An 18,968-nucleotide genomic window follows, 5' to 3' on the forward strand; every position below is an offset into this window, starting at 1 on the left:
GCGCCAGGTGAGCACCGAGTTCCCGCCGGTCGAACCGCCGGACGAGACAGTTCTGCGCGAGGCCGAGGCCCGCCACGCGGTGCTGACGAAGCCGATCGGCTCCCTCGGGCGCCTGGAAGAGCTGGGCAACTGGATCGCCGCCTGCCAGGGCGTCGTGCCGCCGAAGCCGTTCGTGCGGCCGCGGGTCGTCGTGTTCGCGGGCGACCACGGCGTCACGGCCCAGGGCGTGTCGGCGTACCCGAGCGAGGTGACCGGGCAGATGGTCGCCAACTTCCTCACCGGCGGCGCCGCGGTGAACGTGCTGGCCCAGGTCGCGGGCGCCACCGTGCGCGTGGTCGACATGGCCGTCGACGCCGACACCCCGGCCGCGGTCAGCCAGCACAAGGTGCGGCGCTCGTCCGGGTCGATCGACCGCGAGGACGCCCTCACCCGCGAGCAGTGCGAACTCGCCGTCGCGGCGGGCCGCGCGCTCGCCGACGAGGAGGTCGACGCGGGCGCCGACGTGCTCATCGCCGGCGACATGGGCATCGGCAACACGACGCCGTCGGCCGTTCTGATCGCGTCGCTGACCGGGTCGGAACCCGTCGCGGTCGTCGGGCGCGGCACCGGCATCGACGACCAGGCGTGGATGCGCAAGACCGCGGCGATCCGGGACGCGCTGCGCCGGGCCCGCCTCGTGATCAGCGACCCGGTGGCGTTGCTCGCCACGGCCGGTGGCGCGGACATCGCGGCCATGGCCGGGTTCCTCGCGCAGGCCGCCGTGCGCAAGACGCCGGTCGTGCTCGACGGCGTCGTCGCCGGAGCGGCCGCGGTCGTCGCCGAGGAGATGGCGCCGGGTGCGCGCGAGTGGTGGGTCGCCGGGCACGAGTCGGCGGAGCCCGCGCACGCGATCGCCCTCGGGCACCTCAACCTGAAGCCGCTGCTGGAGTTCGGCATGCGGCTCGGTGAGGGCTCCGGCGCCGTGGCGGCGCTGCCGTTGCTGATCTCGGCGGTGAAGGTGCTCGCGGAGATGGCGACGTTCGAGAGCGCCGGCGTCACGAACCGCGAGAACGTCACCGCGGAGGCCTCGGCCCAGGAAGACGCGGCTCCGGACAATCGCACCCTGGCAAACTCGACCCGGGAGAACTCGGTTCCGGAGAACTCGGCCTCAACGAATCCGGCCCCAGAGAACTCGGCCCCGGAAAAGTCGGCCCCAGAGAACTCGGCTGAGTGAAGCTCGCGTTCTCCTGGCTGACGGTCCTGCCTTTGCGCGTCGACGACGTCGACCGCAAAGCGGCAGGGCGGGCCATCGCGTGGACACCCGTCGTCGGCATCGTCATCGGCGCGCTCGTCGTCGGCGTGCTCCAGCTGCAGGCGATATCCAATATATCGGCGTTGGTCGCCGGGTTCCTGGTCGTCGGCGTCGTCGCGCTGTTCACGCGCGGTATGCACCTCGACGGGCTCGCCGACGTCGCCGACGGGCTCGGTTGCTACGGGCCGCCGGAACGCGCGCTCAAGGTCATGAAGGACGGCGGCGCGGGGCCGTTCGGGGTTGTGTCGCTGATCGTCGTGATCGGCGCGCAGGCCGCGGCACTCCCCCACGCTCACTGGGGCGTGGTGCTGCTCGCGTTCGCGACGAGCCGGGCAGCGTTCGGGATCTGCTGCCTGCGCGGTGTGCCCGCCGCACGGCCTGAGGGCCTTGGTGCGCTCGTTGCGGGCACACAGCACGCAGGGGTCGTCATCGGCACGTGGGTGGTGCTCGCGGGTGCGGCGGTTCCGCTCGGGTGGCGTGCGGTCGTCGCCGTCGTCGTCGCGTTCGGGCTCGTGTGGGGCCTGGTGAAGCACACCGGAAAGCGTTTCGGCGGCATCACCGGTGATGTGCTCGGTGCTGCCGCCGAAATCGCGCTCTTGGCCGTGCTCGTGATCGCCTAGGACTCGAGGCCTAGGAGTGGAGCACCGTCATCCAGCCGTGGGCGTCGGTGACGTGGCCGTGCTGGAGGCCGGTCAGGCGCTCGCGCAGCTTGGCCGTCACGGAGCCGGTGCCGCCGTCGGCGATGTCGTACTCGCCACCGGCGTGCTTGACGTGGCCGACGGGCGTGATGACCGCCGCCGTGCCACAGGCGAAGACCTCGGTGAGCTCACCGGAGGCGTTGGCCTTCTCCCACTCGTCGGTCGAGATGCGGCGCTCCTCCACGGTCAGGCCGAGGTCGGAGGCCAGCTCCAGCAGCGAGCTCCGGGTGATGCCGGGCAGCAGCGTGCCGGTGAGCTCGGGCGTGACGACCTTGTCCCCGAAGACGAAGAACAGGTTCATGCCGCCCATCTCCTCGACCCAGCGGCGTTCCACCGCATCGAGCCAGACGACCTGGTCGCAGCCCTTCTCGGCGGCCTGCGCCTGCGCCACGAGGGACGCGGCGTAGTTGCCGGCGAACTTGGCCGCGCCGGTACCACCGGGAGCCGCGCGGACGTACTCGGTGGAGAGCCACACGCTCACCGGCCGGACGCCGCTCGCGAAGTAGGAACCGGCGGGAGAGGCGATCAGCACGTAGAGGTACTCGGACGAGGGTCGCACGCCGAGTCCCTTCTCCGTGGAGATCATGAACGGCCGCAGGTAGAGGGACTCCTCCTCGGCCGAGGGCACCCAGCGGTCGTCGGCCGCGAGGATCTGCCGCACGGACTCCAGGAAGAGCTCGTCGGGAAGTTCGGGCATCGCCATCCGGCGGGCCGACGCGCGGAAGCGCTCGGCGTTCGCCTCGGGGCGGAAGGACGCGATCGAACCGTCGGGCTGCCGGTAGGCCTTGAGCCCTTCGAAGATCGCCTGGCCGTAGTGCAGCACCATTGCCGCGGGGTCCAGTGCGAGGGTGGAGTACGGGCCGACCTCAGCGTCGTGCCAGCCCTGCTCGCGGTTCCAGCGGATCGTCACCATGTGGTCGGTGAAGTGCTGCCCGAAGCCCGGCTTGGCAAGTACCTCCGCTACGCGCTCCGGGGTCGCCGGGTGCGGGTGGGGAGTCCGGGTGAAAGGCAACGCGCTCGTCATGTGAGCACGGTAACCCGCAGGTCGGGATACGGAAAATCCACTTCCCAAAACTCGGACGTCCTACTAAGTCAGACTCGATAGAGTCCCCGGCCATGACCGAGCCGGAAAGATCTTCCACGGGTTCCGACGTCCGCACCGTCTTACAGGCCACGCTGCTCGTGCTGGGCACCGGCCTGACGTTCTTCGCCGGCTGGGCGATGTGGGGCGGGGGCGGCATCGTGGCCGCCGTGTTCGCCTCCGCGACCTTCCTGTTCGTCTACTGGGCGATCACCAGGGAGAAGACCGAGATCACCACCGGCCGGATCATCTGGCTTGCGGTGTGTGTAGGCGTGACGCTGCTCGTTTTCCTCTCAGCGCTGACGTGAGTCCGATGAGCCCGGTGCCGATGCCCAGCCCCGCGATCGAGATCAGCATGGCGGGCACCGGCAGGCTCATGGCCAGCAGCACCGACAGGCCCAGGCCGAGGCACGCGGTGCGCATCGGCCACGTGCGGTCGTTCTGCAGCAGCACGCGCGCCGACGCGTTGGTGAAGGCGTAGTAGAACAACGTCCCGCATGCCGCCACGCCGAACGCCGTCGCGAGTGGCATGAGGAACACGGCGAGCGCGGCGGCGGCGACCACGAGGAACATCAGCGCGCCGGACTTGAGCCGCGTCGGCAGGTCGCCGTCCTCGGTCAGGCCGGTGAGCGTGCGGTGCGCGGACGCGAGGACGAAGTGCAGCGCGGCCACCCCGGCGACCGCCGCGGCGATCTGCACGAGCGGGACCAGCGCGGCCGAGTCGGCGGCGACGAGCGCGTCCCGCAACGGCGCGGGTGACAACGCGAGGCGCGCGCTGCCGACTTGACGCAGCACCCCGGCGCCCACGGCCAGATAGACGGCGAACGAGAGTCCGATGAGGACCGGAATCGCGATCTTCAGCACGGCCGGCGGGTGCGGCCGCTCACCGCGAAGGGGCGCGGTGACGCGTTCGAACCCGGCGAACGCCATGAACATCAGCCCGGCGACGCCGACCAGCTCGTTGACGGTGCCGGCCTCCCCCGCCGACGGCACCGGCTCGATCGCGAAGCTCGACGCGACGACCAGCGCCAGCACGCCGAGCACGACCACCGACACCAGCGCGCTCACGCCGGTCGTGAAGCGGAACCCGGCGGCACCGAGCAACGCCGTCGTGACGACGAGCGCGAGCCCGCCGACCACCGGGCGGTCCGGCACGACGTACGCGCCGAACATCAACGCCACCGCGGCGGCCATCGCGAACCGGCCCACCAGGTGGGCGCTCGCTGTCATCCGTGCGGGCCACACGCCGAGCTGCGCGCGCACATATCCGTAACCGCCGCCGACGTCCGGATAGGCGCGCGACTGGTCGGCCGTGGAGAACGCGGAGCACAGGGCGGCGAACGCGGACAGGGCCAGCGCCGGGAGCACCCACCAGCCCGCAAGGCCTGCCGCAGGGGCGAATCCGGCGAAAACCCCTGCTCCGAGCACCGCGGGAAGACCGAGCGCGACCGTGCCGACGATCTCGCGAGGCGTGTGGGTCACCGGTACACGTTCTCAGATGCGGCATCCGGTCGTAACCACCCGGTCGACTGATGCGTGAAACGGGCGAATCGCCACCCTGAGCAACTGTCAACGTCACGGATTGCGGCGAACGTGGCGGGGCTGGGCATTAGTGGGACAGTCCGACCTTTAGCATGAGTCACGATTCCGAGCCATGCCCGCAACAACCCTGGAGCAGCACGTGACAGCCCCGAAGCTGGCCCTCACCGAGGGTGACCTGAGCACCACCGCCGCGGACGCAGTCGTCGTGGGCACCCTGCAGGGTGCGGACGGCCTGGAGCTCGCGCCCGGTGCCGAGGCGGTCGCCGCCGCGTTCGACGGCGCGCTGCTCGACGTGCTCGGCACGCTGCGCGCGTCCGGCAAGGCCGACGAGCTCGTGAAGGTGCCGACCTTCGGCAAGATCGCCGCCCCGCTCGTGCTGGCCGTGGGCCTGGGCAAGAGCACCGGCGAGGAGCAGGTGCGCCGCGCGTCCGGTGTCGCCGCCCGCGCGCTGGCCGGCAAGAAGCGCGCGATCAACACGCTCGCCGCGCTGCACGTCGGTGCCGCCGCCGAGGGCACGCTGCTCGGCGCCTACTCGTTCACCGAGTACAAGTCCGACAAGGGCGAGGGCCCGGTCGCGAAGGTCGACCTGCACGCCGCCGGTTCCAAGGAGAACAAGGCCGCGCTGAAGGCCGCCGTCGCGATCGCCGAGTCCGTCGCCATCGCGCGTGACTTCATCAACACGCCGCCGAACGACCTCTACCCCGGCTCGTTCGCGGACCGCGCCGCGAAGCTCGCCACCGCCGCCGGTCTCGACGTCGAGGTGCTCGACGAGAAGGCGCTGAAGAAGCAGGGCTTCGGCGGCATCCTGGGCGTCGGCGGCGGTTCGGCCCGCCAGCCGCGGCTCGTGCGCATCTCGTACAAGGGCGCGAAGGCCGTGAAGAAGGTCGCGCTGGTCGGCAAGGGCATCACGTTCGACACCGGCGGCATCTCGATCAAGCCGGCCGCGGGCATGGACGAGATGACCTCGGACATGTCGGGCGCCGCCGCGATCGTCGCCACGATGGTGCTCGCCGCGAAGCTCAAGTACCCGCTGGAGATCATCGCGTCGATCCCGATGGCGGAGAACATGCCGTCCGGTGACGCGTACCGCCCCGGCGACGTGCTGACCATGTACGGCGGCAAGACCGTCGAGGTGCTCAACACCGACGCCGAGGGCCGGCTGATCCTGTCCGACGCCATCGTGCGCGCGTGCGAGGACGGCCCGGACTACCTGATCGAGACCGCGACGCTGACCGGCGCGCAGGTCGTGGCGCTGGGCAAGCGCACCGCGGGCGTCATGGGCTCGGACGAGTTCCGCGACCGCGTGGCCACCATCGGCACGGCCGTGGGCGAGTCGGCGTGGCCGATGCCGCTGCCCGAGGAGCTGCGCGCGGACCTCGACTCGCGGCTCGCGGACCTCGCGAACGTGACCGGGCACCGCTGGGGCGGCATGCTCGCGGCGGGCCTGTTCCTGCGCGAGTTCGTGGCCGAGGGCGTGCAGTGGGCGCACATCGACATCGCCGGTCCGGCGTACCACACGGGTGGGGCGTACGGGTACACGGCGAAGGGCGGCACCGGTGTCCCGGTGCGGACCATCGCGGCCGTGCTGGCGGACATCGCCGCCAACGGCTGAGTTCTTCTTCGCGGAACGGGCGGGCACCTCTGCGGAGGACCCGCCCGTTTTCCTTTGCCCGAAAGCAGAGCGCTCCGTCCTCGAAGGACCCTTCGGGTCCACAGCGGACTGTCGCGACAGGTCTCGCGGTCCGCCCGGAACAAAGAACTGGGCTCCCGCGCCCCGCAGGAGGAGAATTTCCACATGGGGACGCATCAGTACGAGACCGACGTCGTGTGGACCGGCAACACCGGGAGCGGGACTTCCGGCTACAAGACCTACGAGCGCGCGCACGAGATCCGGGTCGAGGGCAAGGCGACGATCCTCGGCTCGTCCGACCCGTCGTTCCGGGGCGACCGGAGCCGCTACAACCCCGAGGAGCTGCTGCTCGCCTCGCTGTCGCAGTGCCACATGCTCTGGTACCTGCACCTGGCGTCGGCCAACGGCGTCGTCGTGACGGACTACCGCGACCACGCCACCGGCACGATGGCCGAGCACCCGGACGGGTCCGGGCGGTTCACCGACGTGGTGCTCAACCCCGTCGTGACGGTCGCCGACCCGGCCACGCGGGAGAAGGCGCAGGCGTTGCACGAGAAGGCGCACGCGATGTGCTTCATCGCCGCCAGCGTGAACTTCCCCGTGCGGCACGAACCGGTCGTGCGAACCGCTTGAGTCTCAAGCCGCTTGAGACACCAGGGTGGTCGGCATGACCAAGCTGTACCCGATCGGGGACGTCGCGCGCCGCACCGGACTGAGTGTGAGCGCCATCAGGTTCTACGCGGACGAGGGTGTTGTGCCGCCGACCAGCCACACGGACGGTGGATATCGGCTGTACGACGTGGAGGCCGTCGCGCGGCTGGAGCTCGTGCGGACGTTGCGCGATCTCGGCGCGAGCGTGGAGGACGTGCGGCGGTTGCTCGCCGACGAGACCTCGTTGCACGACCTCGCGTCCACGCATCTCGTGATCGTGGAACGGCAGCTGCGGCATCTGACGGCGCGGCGGGCCGTGCTGCGGACGATCGTCGGGCAGGGTGGTGGCGCGCGGCAGGCTGCGTTGATGCACGCGCTCGTGTCGATGTCCGACGAGGACCGCGAGCGGTTGCTCGACGACTTCTGGGACGAGGTGACGGACGGGCTCACGGTGCACCCGGCGTTCGTGCAGCACCTGCACCGGTTGCGGCCGGTGCTGCCCGAGGAGCCCGAGACCGAGCAGCTCCAGGCGTGGATCGAGCTCGCGGACATGGTGCGGGACACGGGTTTCCGGCGTGAGGTGCGGGAGTTCTTCCACACGAGCTTCGCGTCTCCCAAGGCGCTCGCTGTGACGTCGCCGGAGGTGATGGAGCGCGTCGAGGCTCATCGGCTGATCGAGGTCGAGGCGGCGGACGCGGAACGGGCCGGGGTGGCGCCGGACTCGCCGCGCGGCCGGGAGATCGCCCGCCGGATGCTCGACTCGCTGGCCGGGCTGACGGCCGCCGTCACGGGAACGCCCGCCGAGCCGGACGAGCTGAAGCGGGACATGAGCGAACCGGACCGGCTCGTCGACGAGGCCGCGCGGCAGGCCGTCGCGCGGTTCGGCGCCGTGCTCGACCGGTACTTCGCGCTCATGGCGACGATCAGCGGCACGCCCGGTCCCGCGGACGCGGGCGTGAGCGAGCCGTGGGTCGCCGCCGCGATGAGCGCGATCTAGCCGTTGCCGAGCTTGCGCTGGCGCGCCGTGTAGTCGCGCATGCGCTTCGGGTAACCGACGATGCCGGCGTCGTAGATCGGCATGCCGAGTTTGCGTGCGAACGACCTCGCCGCGTCCGGCGAGGCGACCCTGCGGCGGGTCCACTCGCCGTCGTGAGCGACCAGCACCACAGTGGTCTCGGTCACCGTGGTCTTCGGCTCCACATAGGCCTCTACGCCGTGGCGGCTCTTCGTCCACTGCTCGAGGTGGCTGGTGTCCTGGTTGGAGGCGGTCCGCAGCACCCCTGGGCGCGGCTTCCTGCGGAAACGGTCGAACAGCCCCATCGAGCACCTCCTGCGTCTCCCTCCACCATGATGCCAGGAAAGGGTGTTATGAGTAGGTGAATGATCAGGACCGGGCGTGGTCTCCTATGCCGGATCACCACGCTCTGGCAAGTAGTGACAAGATGGCCGCGTACCTCGCGCGCACCCGCGCGTAGTAAGTAATCCCGAGGAGATCCGAAGTGACTTCGCCGGAACTGGAGTCGGCCACCAACGCCGATCTCGTCATCCTCGGCGGTGGTTCAGGTGGCTACGCCTGCGCGTTCCGCGCGGCCGAGCTCGGCCTGTCCGTCGTCCTGGTCGAGAAGGACAAGCTGGGTGGCACCTGCCTGCATCGCGGTTGCATCCCGACCAAGGCGCTGCTGCACGCGGCCGAGGTCGCGGACAACGCCCGCGAAGGCGACCAGTTCGGCGTGAAGTCCTCCCTCGAGGGCATCGACATCGCCGGTGTGAACTCGTACAAGGACGGCGTGATCTCGCGGCTCTACAAGGGCCTGCAGGGACTCGCGAAGGCCAACAAGGTCACCCTCGTCGAGGGCGCCGGCACGTTCGTCGGCCCGAACACCGTCGAGGTGAACGGCCGGCGCTACGTCGGCAAGAACGTCGTGCTCGCCACCGGCTCGTACGCGCGCAGCCTGCCCGGTCTGGAGATCGGCGGCCGGGTCATCACCAGCGACCAGGCCCTGAACCTGGACTTCATCCCCGAGAAGGTCGTCGTCCTCGGCGGCGGCGTGATCGGTGTGGAGTTCGCGAGCGTGTGGCGTTCGTTCGGCGCCGACGTGACCATCGTCGAGGCCCTGCCCCGCCTGGTCCCCGCCGAGGACGAGTACGCGTCCAAGCAGCTGGAGCGCGCGTTCCGCAAGCGCGGCATCAAGTTCAAGACCGGCGTGAAGTTCACCGGCGCCACCCAGACCGACTCCGGCGTCTCGGTCACGCTGGAGAACGGCGACGTCCTCGACGCCGACCTGCTGCTCGTCGCGGTCGGCCGCGGCCCCAACAGCGCGGGTCACGGCTACGAGGAGGCCGGCGTCCAGATCGACCGCGGCTTCGTCATCACCGACGAGCGCCTGCGCACCAACCTCCCGAACGTCTTCGCCGTCGGCGACATCGTGCCCGGCCTGCAGCTCGCGCACCGCGGCTTCCAGCAGGGCATCTTCGTGGCCGAGGAGATCGCGGGCCAGAACCCGAAGGTGATCGACGAGGCGGGCATCCCGCGGGTCACCTACTGCAAGCCCGAGGTCGCGTCCGTCGGTCTGACCGAGGCCGCCGCCAAGGAGAAGTACGGTTCCGCCGAGACGTTCGTCTACGACCTCGCGGGCAACGGCAAGAGCCAGATCCTGAAGACCGCGGGCGGCGTGAAGCTCGTGAAGGCTCCCGACGGCCCCGTCGTCGGCATCACCATGGTCGGCGAGCGCGTCGGCGAACTCATCGGTGAGGCGCAGCTGATCTACAGCTGGGAAGCTTTCCCCGAGGACGTGGCTCCGCTGATCCACGCCCACCCGACCCAGACCGAAGCCCTCGGCGAGGCGTTCCTCGCCCTGGCCGGCAAGCCGCTGCACGTGCACGGCTGACCGTTCCCCACACAAAGTCAGCCACACGACGAGAGCACGAGGAGTCAGCGAACAATGGCCTTCTCCGTCCAGATGCCCGCACTCGGTGAGAGCGTCACCGAGGGCACGGTCACCCGGTGGTTGAAGCAGGAAGGCGACCGGGTGGAGGTGGACGAGCCGTTGCTCGAGGTGTCCACCGACAAGGTCGACACCGAGATCCCGTCTCCGGCGGCCGGCGTCCTGCAGAAGATCGTCGCGCAGGAGGACGACACCGTCGAGGTCGGCGGCGAGCTCGCGGTGATCGGTGACGGCGACGGCGGTTCCGCCGCGCCCGCGCCGGCCCCCGCCCAGGAGTCCGCGCCCCAGCAGGAGGCGCAGCCCGAGCCGCAGCAGACGCAGCCCGCGCCGCAGCAGCCGTCCGAGGAAGCCCAGGAGGCTCCCGCCCCGGCCCAGTCCGGTGGTTCGGCCGAGGGCACCGACGTCACGATGCCCGCGCTCGGCGAGTCCGTCACCGAGGGCACCGTCACCCGCTGGCTGAAGCAGGTCGGCGACAGCGTCGAGGTCGACGAGCCGCTGCTCGAGGTCTCGACCGACAAGGTCGACACCGAGATCCCGTCCCCGGTCGCCGGCACGCTGCTGGAGATCACCGCGGGCGAGGACGAGACCGTCGAGGTCGGCGGCAAGCTCGCCGTCATCGGTTCGGGCAGCCCGGCCGCCGCTCCCGCCCAGGAGAGCAAGCCCGAGCCGAAGCAGGAGTCCGCTCCGGCGCCCGCGCCGCAGCAGGCCGCTCCGGCTCCCGCCCCGCAGGCCGCCCCGGCACCGGCTCCGGCCCCCGCCGCTCCGGCCCCGCAGGCCGCGCCCGCCGCGCAGTCCTCCTCGGACGACGCCAACGGCACGCCGTACGTCACTCCGCTCGTGCGCAAGCTCGCGTCGGAGAACGGCATCGACCTGGGCTCGCTCAAGGGCACCGGCGTCGGTGGCCGCATCCGCAAGCAGGACGTGCTCGCCGCCGTCGAGGCCAAGAAGGCCCCGGCTCCGGCGCCCGCCGCCGCTGCTCCGGCCGCCCCCGCCGCTCGCACCGCCGCCCCGGCCGCGGTCGACAACTCGGGCAAGCGCGGCACCGTGCAGAAGCTCCCGCGCCTGCGTCAGATCGTGGCGCAGCGCACCCGCGAGTCGCTGCAGCAGTCGGCCCAGCTCACCCAGGTGTTCGAGGTCGACGTGACCAAGATCGCCCGGCTGCGCAACCAGGCCAAGAAGGCGTTCGAGGCTCGTGAGGGCGCCAAGCTCACGTTCCTGCCGTTCTTCGCGAAGGCCGCCATCGAGGCCCTCAAGGCCCACCCGGTGCTCAACGCGTCGATCGACGAGGAGCGCAAGGAGGTCACCTACCACGGTGCCGAGCACCTCGGCCTGGCGATCGACACGGAGCGCGGCCTGCTCAACGCCGTGATCCACAACGCCGGTGACCTGAACCTGTCGGGCATCGCCCACAAGATCGGTGACCTGGCGGCGCGTGCCCGTTCGAACAAGCTCACGCCGGACGAGCTCGCCGGTGGCACGTTCTCGCTGACCAACCTCGGCAGCAACGGCGCCCTCTTCGACACCCCGATCATCCAGCAGCCGCAGGTCGGCATCCTGGGCGTCGGCGTCGTCAAGAAGCGCGCGGTCGTCATGACCGACGAGGACGGCAACGACACCATCGCCATCCGCTCGATGATGTACCTCGCGCTCACCTACGACCACCGCCTGGTCGACGGTGCCGACGCGGGCCGCTTCCTCACGACGGTCAAGAACCGTCTCGAGGAGGGCGCGTTCGAGGCCGACCTCGGCCTCTGACCGCCTTCCTGGACCCTCTGAGCAGGCCTGATATGCGATATATCGGATATCAGGCTTCCTCGGTCCAGGAGTTCTACCAGAAGTTCTGATCGACGTGTTCTGCGAAGGCCACCCCGGTTTGCCGGGGTGGCCTTCGGCACATCCTGGGTCCGTTATGTCTTTTGTGGCTGTGCACGCGGTGCGTGAGTGGGGAACGATCTAGGTCATGCGGGTAGTCATCGCGGGATCTTCTGGCTTGATCGGGACGAGCCTGGTGGCGTCCATGCGCGCCGCCGGGCACGAGGTGCTGCGGCTGGTGCGCCGCAAGGCCGCCGCGCCCGACGAACGCGGCTGGGACCCGTACGCCGGGCGCATCGACGAGGGCACCTTCGACGGCGTCGACGCCGTCGTCAACCTGTGCGGCGCCGGCATCGGCGACAAGCGGTGGGACGACGCGCGCAAGCAGGTCCTGCACGACAGCCGCGTCGTGCCGGCCGAGGTGTTGTCGGCGGCGTGCGTCGACCACGGCGTGCCGACGCTCGTGAACTCGTCCGGCGCCCACTTCTACGGCGACACCGGCTCGCGCCTCGCGGACGAGGACGCGCCCGGCGGCCACAGCTACATGTCGCGCCTGACCCAGGACTGGGAGGCGGCGACGTCGGCGGCGCAGGAAGGCGGCGTGCGGGTCGTGCTGATGCGCACCGCTGTCGTCATCTCCCCGTCGGGCGGGGTGTTCGGCCGGTTGAAGCCGGTGTTCCAGTTCTTCCTGGGCGGCAAGCTCGGGACGGGCGAGCAGTTCTTCCCGTGGGTGTCGCTCGACGACGTCGTCTCCGCCTACCGGTTCGTCGTCGAGCACGACGACGTCCGCGGGCCGGTGAACGTCGTGGGCCCGACGCCGGCGACGAACGCCGAGTTCACGAAGGCGGTCGGCGCGGCGCTCGGCCGGCCGACGCCGTGGACGGTGCCCGCGTTCGCGCTGAAGACGTTGCTCGGCGCCGAGATGGCGCAGGAGCTGCTGCTCAGCGGTCCCGGCCTGACGCCCAAGGTGCTGGAGAGCAAGGGCTTCCACTTCCTGCACCCGGCGCTGCCGTCCGCACTGACCGCGGCGGTCGCATGACTCGTGCGCTCGCGGCGGTGCTGGTGATCTCGTGGGTCCTGCTGGGACTGCCCGAGACGACCTCGCTCGACGTGTGGGTGCACGACGTGTTGCCGCGACCCGAGTGGCTGCAGGCGACGGCGTTCGCGATCGGCCTGGTGCTCGGGCCAACGGTCGGCTGGGCGTTCGCGGCGGTGTTGTTCGTGCTGGCGTGGAAGCGGCGCGACGTGCGGCTGTGGAAGGCGCTGGCGTTGCACGCGATCTGCTGCGCGACGTTGCTCACGCGGTTCCTGTTCGACCGCGTCCGGCCCATCGAGTACCACCTGCCGAGCTACCCGAGCGGGCACACCGTGGCGGTCGCGTCGACCGGGTTCACACTGGTCGTGCTGCTGCGGCGGGGCGTGCTGTGGGCGGCGCTCGCGGTGCTCGTCGGCGGGTTCGCGAGGGTCGTGCTGGAGATGCACTGGGTCACCGACGTCGTCGGCGCCGTGCTGGGTGTGACGGGCGTCGGGCTTTTGGCGGCCATGGCTTTGGGGTTGGTAACGTCGGGTCGTGAACTCGTGTCGCACCTCGGCAGACCCCGTCGTCATCCGTGAGCTGGGGCTCATCGACTACATGGCGGCGTGGGACCTCCAGAAGGAGATCGCGGAAGCACGCGCCCCCGGTGGCGACGTCAGCGCCGGCCCCGACACCCTCCTGCTGCTCGAGCACCCGCCCGTCTACACCTGCGGCCGGCGGACCCTCGACGAGGAACGCCCGCGCGGCGGGAGCACCCCGGTCATCGACGTCGACCGCGGCGGCAAGATCACCTGGCACGGCCCCGGCCAACTGGTCGGTTACCCCATCGTCAAGCTCGCCGACCCGATCGACGTCGTCGACTACGTCCGCCGCGTCGAGCAGGGCCTGATCGACGTGTGCGACCAGCTCGGCGTGCACACCGGCCGCGTCGAGGGCCGCAGCGGCGTGTGGCTGCCCGCCGACGACCGGGGCCCCGAACGCAAGGTCGCCGCCATCGGCATCCGCGTGCAGCGCGGCGTGACCATGCACGGCTTCGAGATCAACTGCAACGCGAGCCTCGATGCGTTCGGCGACATCATCCCGTGCGGCATCAAGGACGCGGGCGTCGCTTCGCTCTCGCACGAGCTCGGCCGCGACGTCACCGTCGCCGAGGTCCTGCCGCTCGCCCGTGACTCTGTGCTCGCGGCGCTCGACGGAACGCTCCCCCTGACGGACCGCACTTTGGCCCGCACTGGCCCCGTCGCGCCCGGGATCACCTTCGCTAGCATTCCGTAGCCCTGCGGCGGGGAGCGGCGGAGTTCTCCTCAGGGCCTTCGGAGGAGGGTGCGTCGTGAGGTTGTCCCGACGCCAGTTGTTCGCGGCTGCCGGTGTCACGGCATTAGCGGGTGGAATCACGTCGAGCGGTTTGGCCGTGGCCCTCGCCGAACCGGAAGACAAGCCGGTGCGCACGTGGTCCGGCGAGATCCAGGTCGCCGAGTGGGAGCAGTACTACCTCGGGCTCGACGGCGGCGCGCACCAAAAAGCGCTCAGCGCACTGGACATCGCACATCGCGACGGCGTGCGCGCGGATGAGCAGTACCTGATGGTGCAGGTGGAATCGGTGCGCCGGGCCGCGCTGGAGTTCGGCGACCACGCGGCGGCCGACGTGCTGCGCGCCCGGTTCGCGCTGGACTCGCCGTCGATGCTCGGGCGCGGGCTGAAGCTGGTGCTCGGCCGGGACGGCCTGGAGCAGCGCTACCTCGACGACCCCGGCCTGCAGCTGCGCTACATCGGATATCGGCGGAAGTTCGCGGACCTCGTCCTGCCGATGCCGGCGGCGGTGCGGCGGGCGCTCGCCTGATATCTGATGTCCAGCATGCGATATATCGCATGCTGGACATCAGCGACCACCCAGCCGATATATCGGATACCGGATATCAGCTGATCAGCCAACCCGTATATCGCATATCGGGTATTGGATATCGGGTATTGGATATCACGGGCCGCCGCCGGTATCCAATACCCGATATATCGGATATCAGGCAAGCTGCGGGGCCACGTCCGAGGCGATGTCGGTGATGTGGTCGAGGTCGGCCAGGTCCAGGGTCTGGAGGTAGACGCGCTGGATGCCCGTCGCCTCCCGCCACGCGCCGACGCGGTCGACGACCTCGGCCGGGGTGCCGGCGAGACCGTTCTGCTTGAGCTCGTCGACCTCGCGGCCGATGGCGGCGGCGCGGCGGGCCACGTCGGCGTCGGTGCGGCCGATGCACGCGACGAGCGCGACCGAGCGGGTGATCTCCGAGGGGGCGCGGCCGATGGCCTCGCAGGCGGCGTCGACGCGGGCGAACTGCTCGACGGCGGCGTCGATGCCGACGAACGGCAGGTTGAACTCGGTGGCGTAGGAGGCGGCCAGCGCCGGGGTGCGCTTGGCGCCCATGCCGCCGATCAGCAGCGGGATGCGGTCCTGCGCGGGCTTGGGCAGGGCGGGCGAGTCGGTCAGCGCGTAGTGCTTGCCGTCGAACGAGAAGGTGCCGCCGGCCGGGGTCTGCCACAGGCCGGTGATGATCGCGACCTGTTCCTCGTAGCGTTCGAACCGCTCCCCCAGCGCCGGGAACGGGATGCCGTACGCGGCGTGCTCGGCCTCGTACCAGCCGGCGCCGATGCCGAACTCCACGCGGCCGCCGGACATCTGGTCGACCTGGGCGACGCTGATGGCGAGCGGTCCGGGGTGGCGGAAGGTCGCCGCGGTCATCAGCGTGCCCAGGCGGATCGTCGACGTGTCGCGAGCCAGCCCCGCGAAGGTGATCCACGGGTCGGTCGGGCCGGGCAGGCCGTCGGCCGAGCCCATCTTCAGGTAGTGGTCGGAGCGGAAGAAGGCGCCGTAACCGGCGTCCTCGGCCGTCCGCGCCACGCGGAGCAGGTCGTCGTAGCTCGCCCCCTGCTGGGGCTCGGTGAAGATGCGCAGTTCCACGAGCACAAACTTAGCCAAGGCAAGTTTTAGCCGCGGTAAGTTTCCGTCGAGAAACGCGGGGCGGGGACGGCGGCGCCCTCCGCGGTGAACACCCCGCGCGCGACCAGGTGCGGGTACGAGGAAGCCTCCTCCAGCGTCAGCACCGGGGTCACGCAGGCGTCCGAGGAACCGAACACCGCGGCCCACTCGTCCCGGGTCCTGGTCAGGAACGCCTCGGCGAACGTCTTGCGCAGCAACGGCCACGAGTCGCGGTCCAATTGCTGAGGAAGATCGGCGTCGGACAACCCGAGACCGGCCAGCAGCAGCGCGTAGAACTGCGGCTCCAGCGACCCCACCGCGACGGAACGCCCGTCCGCGCACTCGTAGATCGAGTAGAACGGGCATCCACCGTCGAGGAGGTTCGAGTCGGGCGCGTCCTCCCAGACCTCCTGGGCCTTCATCGACCAGATCATCTGCGCGAGCGACGCCACACCGTCCACGATGGCCGCGTCGACGACCTGGCCGCGGCCGGTGCGCTGGCGTTCCCACAACGCCGCCAGCACGCCGAGCACCAGGTACAGCGATCCGCCGCCGAAGTCGCCGACGAGGTTCAGCGGCGGCTTGCCGATCGCGTGCAGCAGACCGGTGACCGACAGGTAGTTGATGTCGTGGCCCGCCCGCTGGGCCAGCGGCCCGGACTGGCCCCACCCGGTCATGCGCGCGTAGACCAGGCCGGGGTTGACCGCGAGGCAGTCGGACGGGCCGAGCCCGAGGCGTTCCAGCACGCCGGGGCGGAAGCCCTCGATCACGACGTCGGCCGAGGCGATCAGAGCCAGCACCGAGGCACGGCCCTCCGGCGACTTCAGGTCCGCCGACACCGAACGCCTGCCGCGCAACAGGAAGTCGCGGGAGGCGTCCGGCACCACGGACAGGCCGCCGGACGGACGTTCGACGCGGGTGACCTCCGCGCCGAGGTCCGCCAGCAGCATCGCGCCGTGCGGGCCGGGACCGATGCCGCCGAACTCGACGACCTTCAGTCCGTCCAGAGGGGACATCAGGCAGAGGCCTCGAACGACAGGCGCGGGTTGAAGATCGCGCCGGACGACTCGGCCAGGCCGCGCATCGCCTTGGCGTGGTTGCCGAAGTCCGGGTGGGCCAGTGCCGCGCGCAGGGCGTCGGCGCTCTCCCACAGCGCGATGTTGATGTAGGAGGCCGGGTCGTCGAGCTGGCGCGAGAGCGTGTACTGGATCAGGCCCGGCTGCTCGCGCAGGAACGCCGCCGTCTCGTCGAAGGCCTTCTCGAACTCCTCGGGGTCACCGGTGAGCGTGAAGCGGTTCAGGAAGGTGATCATGAGAGAGCTCCCTCTAAAACGGTGTCAGACCACGGAAAACTCTGCACACCGCGTCTTGAGACGTGCTCAAGGAACGCCCGCCAAGCTCTGCACCATGCGCATCATCGATCTGTCTTCCCACATTGACGCAGCCGCGTACGAAGCGGACCCGGTGACGCACGAGGTGCTCACGGCCGCCCAAGGCGCGGAACACATGGCAGAGCAGCTCAAGGCGCGGCTCGGCATCGAGTTCGACGTCTCCGTGCTGCGGGACTCCGAGTTCCTCACGCTGGACCGGATCAGCCTGACCTCCCACACCGGCACCCACGTCGACGCGCCGAGCCACTACGGGTCGAAGACCACGTACGGCAACGGGATCCCGCGCCACATCGACGAGATGCCGCTGGAGTGGTTCCACAACCCCGGCGTGAAGCTCGACGTGCGCGGCCACGGCACCGGCGTCATCGGCGTGGAGGTGCTGGAGAAGGAGTTCGCCCGCATCGGCTACACGCCGAAGCCGATGGACATCGTCATCCTCGACACCGGCGCCGCCGAGCACGCGGGCACCCAGACCTACTTCACCGACTACACCGGGCTCGACGGCCCCGCCACGAACTTCCTGCTGGACCTGGGGGTCAAGGTGATCGCGACGGACGCGTTCAGCCTCGACGCGCCGTTCCCCGACATCGTCAAGCGCTACCTGCAGACCAAGGACGAGAGCGTGCTGTGGCCCGCGCACTTCGCCGGCCGCGACCGCGAGTACTGCCAGATCGAACGGCTCAGCAACCTGGACGCGTTGCCGGACTTCGGGTTCACCGTCGTCGCGTTCCCGGTCAAGATCAAGGGTGCCGGCGCGGGCTGGACGCGCGCGGTCGCCCTGCTGGACGACTGAAACCGGACAACCGTTCTTCAAGTGAGAGCTGAATCACCGTACCTACCCTCGTAGGTATGGAAAACAGCGATTCATGGCCACCAGAGAACGAAGACCACATCATCCGAGGCATCGACTAGCAGACACTAAAGGGCCGCCCTCCAGGAGAGGGCGGCCCTTTTATACTGCGTCAGACCAAACGCGCGCGAGCGGTCTCCACGGAGTCGTGGGCGTCCAGCAACGGCAGCACCTGCGACGCACCGGACCGCACGGCCTTCGTGCGGCGCGCGAACGACGTCAACGTCTGCCCGGGACCCGCTTCCACCAGCAGCACGTCGTACATCGCCACGAGCTCGTTCAGCGCCGGTCCGAAGTAGACGGCGTCGGTCAGCTGCCGCGTCCAGAACCGGGCCGACAGCGCGTCCTCGGACGTCATCAGCTTGCCCGTGTACCCCGAGTACACCGGCAGTGAAGGCGCGACGGGAGAAGCACTCCACGACGCCAGCGCCTCGTCCACGGCGGGCTGCATCGCCGGGCTGTGGAACGGCGTCGAGGCCGGCACCGTCACCACGATGTACTCGTCGGCCTCCAGACGAGCCCGCACCCGCGCCAGCGGCTCGTCGGACCCGGCCAGCATCGTCTGCCGAGCCGAGTTCACGGCCGCGATCGCGACGTCACCTTCCAGGTACGGCAACAGATCCGCCTCGGACGCCGCGACGGCCAGCATCCCGCCGGACGGGATCGGCACGGCCGACACCACCCGGTCCCGCACCAACGACACGGCCTCTTCCAGAGAGAACACGCCCGCCAGCGTCGCCGCGACGACCTCACCGGCGGAGTGCCCGATCAACGCCACGGGCTCGACGCCCCACGACAGCACGGTGCGCCCCAGCGCGTAGTCCACCGCGAACAGCAACGGCTGCGCGCGCGACACGTGATCGATGTCGGCGCCGGCCAGCCAGTCCTCGCAGGCCACCGAACCGACGTCGCCGAACAGCTCGAACACCTCGTCGATCACCGAGGTGAACACCGCGTCCGTGCCGTACAGGGACGCCGCCATCCGCGGGTACTGCGATCCCTGGCCCGGAAACATAAGTGCTACGTCCACAACACGCCTCCAGAAACGGCTCAAGGGCCGCGAGAGAGGAAGAA

General features: G+C 70.2%; 19 protein-coding genes and 1 pseudogene. 13 read left to right on the plus strand and 7 right to left on the minus strand.

The window, feature by feature from the left end; all coding sequences use genetic code 11:
* Window positions 1-7: 7 nt before the first annotated feature.
* Window positions 8-1,039, plus strand: a pseudogene (cobT, locus tag ACQEU1_RS16455) (nicotinate-nucleotide--dimethylbenzimidazole phosphoribosyltransferase); the annotation flags it as partial.
* 170 nt (window positions 1,040-1,209) lie between these two features.
* A complete protein-coding gene (cobS, locus tag ACQEU1_RS16460) occupies window positions 1,210-1,911 on the plus strand; it encodes an adenosylcobinamide-GDP ribazoletransferase (protein WP_433201816.1) in 702 nt (233 codons plus the stop codon).
* Between the two features lie 10 nt (window positions 1,912-1,921).
* Here cobS and ACQEU1_RS16465 read toward each other — a convergent pair whose 3' ends face one another.
* Window positions 1,922-3,013: a branched-chain amino acid aminotransferase gene (locus tag ACQEU1_RS16465; RefSeq protein WP_433201819.1), complete on the minus strand. Its 1,092-nt coding sequence runs from the start codon at window positions 3,011-3,013 to the stop codon at window positions 1,922-1,924.
* A gap of 92 nt (window positions 3,014-3,105) precedes the next feature.
* On the opposite strand from ACQEU1_RS16465, the gene ACQEU1_RS16470 reads away from it, so the two are divergent.
* Entirely contained in the window at window positions 3,106-3,378 is a 273-nt protein-coding gene (locus ACQEU1_RS16470) for a hypothetical protein (RefSeq protein WP_433201822.1), read from the plus strand.
* On the opposite strand, the gene ACQEU1_RS16475 is transcribed toward ACQEU1_RS16470, so the two are convergent.
* On the minus strand, window positions 3,317-4,552 hold the full coding sequence (locus tag ACQEU1_RS16475) for an amino acid permease (protein WP_433201825.1): 1,236 nt from the start codon (window positions 4,550-4,552) through the stop codon (window positions 3,317-3,319). The two genes, ACQEU1_RS16470 and ACQEU1_RS16475, sit on opposite strands and share 62 nt — an antisense overlap.
* A 199-nt stretch (window positions 4,553-4,751) precedes the next feature.
* On the opposite strand from ACQEU1_RS16475, the gene ACQEU1_RS16480 reads away from it, so the two are divergent.
* From ACQEU1_RS16480 to ACQEU1_RS16490, 3 genes are all read left to right on the plus strand, one after another.
* Window positions 4,752-6,224, plus strand: a complete 1,473-nt coding sequence (locus tag ACQEU1_RS16480; RefSeq protein WP_433211534.1) for a leucyl aminopeptidase — start codon at window positions 4,752-4,754, stop codon at window positions 6,222-6,224.
* Window positions 6,225-6,407: 183 nt separating this feature from the next.
* On the plus strand, window positions 6,408-6,875 hold the full coding sequence (locus ACQEU1_RS16485; protein ID WP_433201828.1) for an OsmC family protein: 468 nt from the start codon (window positions 6,408-6,410) through the stop codon (window positions 6,873-6,875).
* A 34-nt stretch (window positions 6,876-6,909) separates the two neighbouring features.
* Window positions 6,910-7,890 carry a MerR family transcriptional regulator gene (locus ACQEU1_RS16490; protein WP_433201831.1) on the plus strand — a complete coding sequence of 327 codons (981 nt, stop codon included), beginning with the start codon at window positions 6,910-6,912 and terminating at the stop codon, window positions 7,888-7,890.
* Here ACQEU1_RS16490 and ACQEU1_RS16495 read toward each other — a convergent pair.
* Entirely contained in the window at window positions 7,887-8,213 is a 327-nt protein-coding gene (locus tag ACQEU1_RS16495) for an oxidoreductase (RefSeq protein WP_382439702.1), read from the minus strand. The genes ACQEU1_RS16490 and ACQEU1_RS16495 overlap by 4 nt on opposite strands.
* A gap of 179 nt (window positions 8,214-8,392) precedes the next feature.
* Here ACQEU1_RS16495 and lpdA point away from each other — a divergent pair, with 179 nt between their 5' ends.
* From lpdA to ACQEU1_RS16525, 6 genes are all read left to right on the plus strand, one after another.
* Complete coding sequence (lpdA, locus tag ACQEU1_RS16500) at window positions 8,393-9,781, plus strand: dihydrolipoyl dehydrogenase (RefSeq protein WP_433201835.1); 1,389 nt, start codon at window positions 8,393-8,395, stop codon at window positions 9,779-9,781.
* 54 nt (window positions 9,782-9,835) lie between these two features.
* Window positions 9,836-11,593 (plus strand): 2-oxoglutarate dehydrogenase, E2 component, dihydrolipoamide succinyltransferase, encoded by a 1,758-nt coding sequence (gene sucB / locus ACQEU1_RS16505; protein WP_433201838.1) that lies wholly within the window; start codon window positions 9,836-9,838, stop codon window positions 11,591-11,593.
* A 205-nt stretch (window positions 11,594-11,798) separates the two neighbouring features.
* Window positions 11,799-12,689, plus strand: coding sequence for a TIGR01777 family oxidoreductase (locus ACQEU1_RS16510; RefSeq protein ID WP_433201841.1), 891 nt, complete (start codon window positions 11,799-11,801; stop codon window positions 12,687-12,689).
* Window positions 12,686-13,264, plus strand: coding sequence for a phosphatase PAP2 family protein (locus ACQEU1_RS16515; protein ID WP_433201844.1), 579 nt, complete (start codon window positions 12,686-12,688; stop codon window positions 13,262-13,264). Before ACQEU1_RS16510 ends, ACQEU1_RS16515 begins: the two co-directional genes overlap by 4 nt.
* Window positions 13,221-13,961 carry a lipoyl(octanoyl) transferase LipB gene (gene lipB / locus ACQEU1_RS16520; RefSeq protein WP_433201847.1) on the plus strand — a complete coding sequence of 247 codons (741 nt, stop codon included), beginning with the start codon at window positions 13,221-13,223 and terminating at the stop codon, window positions 13,959-13,961. Before ACQEU1_RS16515 ends, lipB begins: the two co-directional genes overlap by 44 nt.
* A gap of 55 nt (window positions 13,962-14,016) precedes the next feature.
* Window positions 14,017-14,526, plus strand: a complete 510-nt coding sequence (locus tag ACQEU1_RS16525; protein ID WP_433201850.1) for a hypothetical protein — start codon at window positions 14,017-14,019, stop codon at window positions 14,524-14,526.
* Between the two features lie 177 nt (window positions 14,527-14,703).
* Here ACQEU1_RS16525 and ACQEU1_RS16530 read toward each other — a convergent pair whose 3' ends face one another.
* From ACQEU1_RS16530 to ACQEU1_RS16540, 3 genes are read right to left on the minus strand one after another with little or no spacing between them, the layout of a single operon-like run.
* The gene (locus ACQEU1_RS16530; RefSeq protein WP_433201853.1) at window positions 14,704-15,636 is read right to left on the minus strand and encodes an LLM class F420-dependent oxidoreductase; all 933 of its coding nucleotides are present in this window, start codon (window positions 15,634-15,636) and stop codon (window positions 14,704-14,706) included.
* A gap of 26 nt (window positions 15,637-15,662) precedes the next feature.
* Window positions 15,663-16,670 (minus strand): CaiB/BaiF CoA transferase family protein, encoded by a 1,008-nt coding sequence (locus ACQEU1_RS16535; protein WP_433201856.1) that lies wholly within the window; start codon window positions 16,668-16,670, stop codon window positions 15,663-15,665.
* Window positions 16,670-16,966, minus strand: a complete 297-nt coding sequence (locus ACQEU1_RS16540) for an antibiotic biosynthesis monooxygenase family protein (protein WP_382439694.1) — start codon at window positions 16,964-16,966, stop codon at window positions 16,670-16,672. Before ACQEU1_RS16540 ends, ACQEU1_RS16535 begins: the two co-directional genes overlap by 1 nt.
* Before the next feature lie 94 nt (window positions 16,967-17,060).
* Between ACQEU1_RS16540 and ACQEU1_RS16545 the strand changes: the two genes are divergently transcribed.
* Window positions 17,061-17,837: a cyclase family protein gene (locus ACQEU1_RS16545; protein WP_433201860.1), complete on the plus strand. Its 777-nt coding sequence runs from the start codon at window positions 17,061-17,063 to the stop codon at window positions 17,835-17,837.
* Window positions 17,838-18,006: 169 nt separating this feature from the next.
* Here the strand turns inward: ACQEU1_RS16545 and ACQEU1_RS16550 are convergent, their stop codons facing one another.
* Complete coding sequence (locus tag ACQEU1_RS16550) at window positions 18,007-18,924, minus strand: acyltransferase domain-containing protein (protein WP_433201863.1); 918 nt, start codon at window positions 18,922-18,924, stop codon at window positions 18,007-18,009.
* Between the last annotated feature and the right edge of the window lie 44 nt (window positions 18,925-18,968).

Source organism: Lentzea sp. CA-135723 (assembly GCF_050936595.1).
Taxonomy (GTDB): domain Bacteria; phylum Actinomycetota; class Actinomycetes; order Mycobacteriales; family Pseudonocardiaceae; genus Lentzea.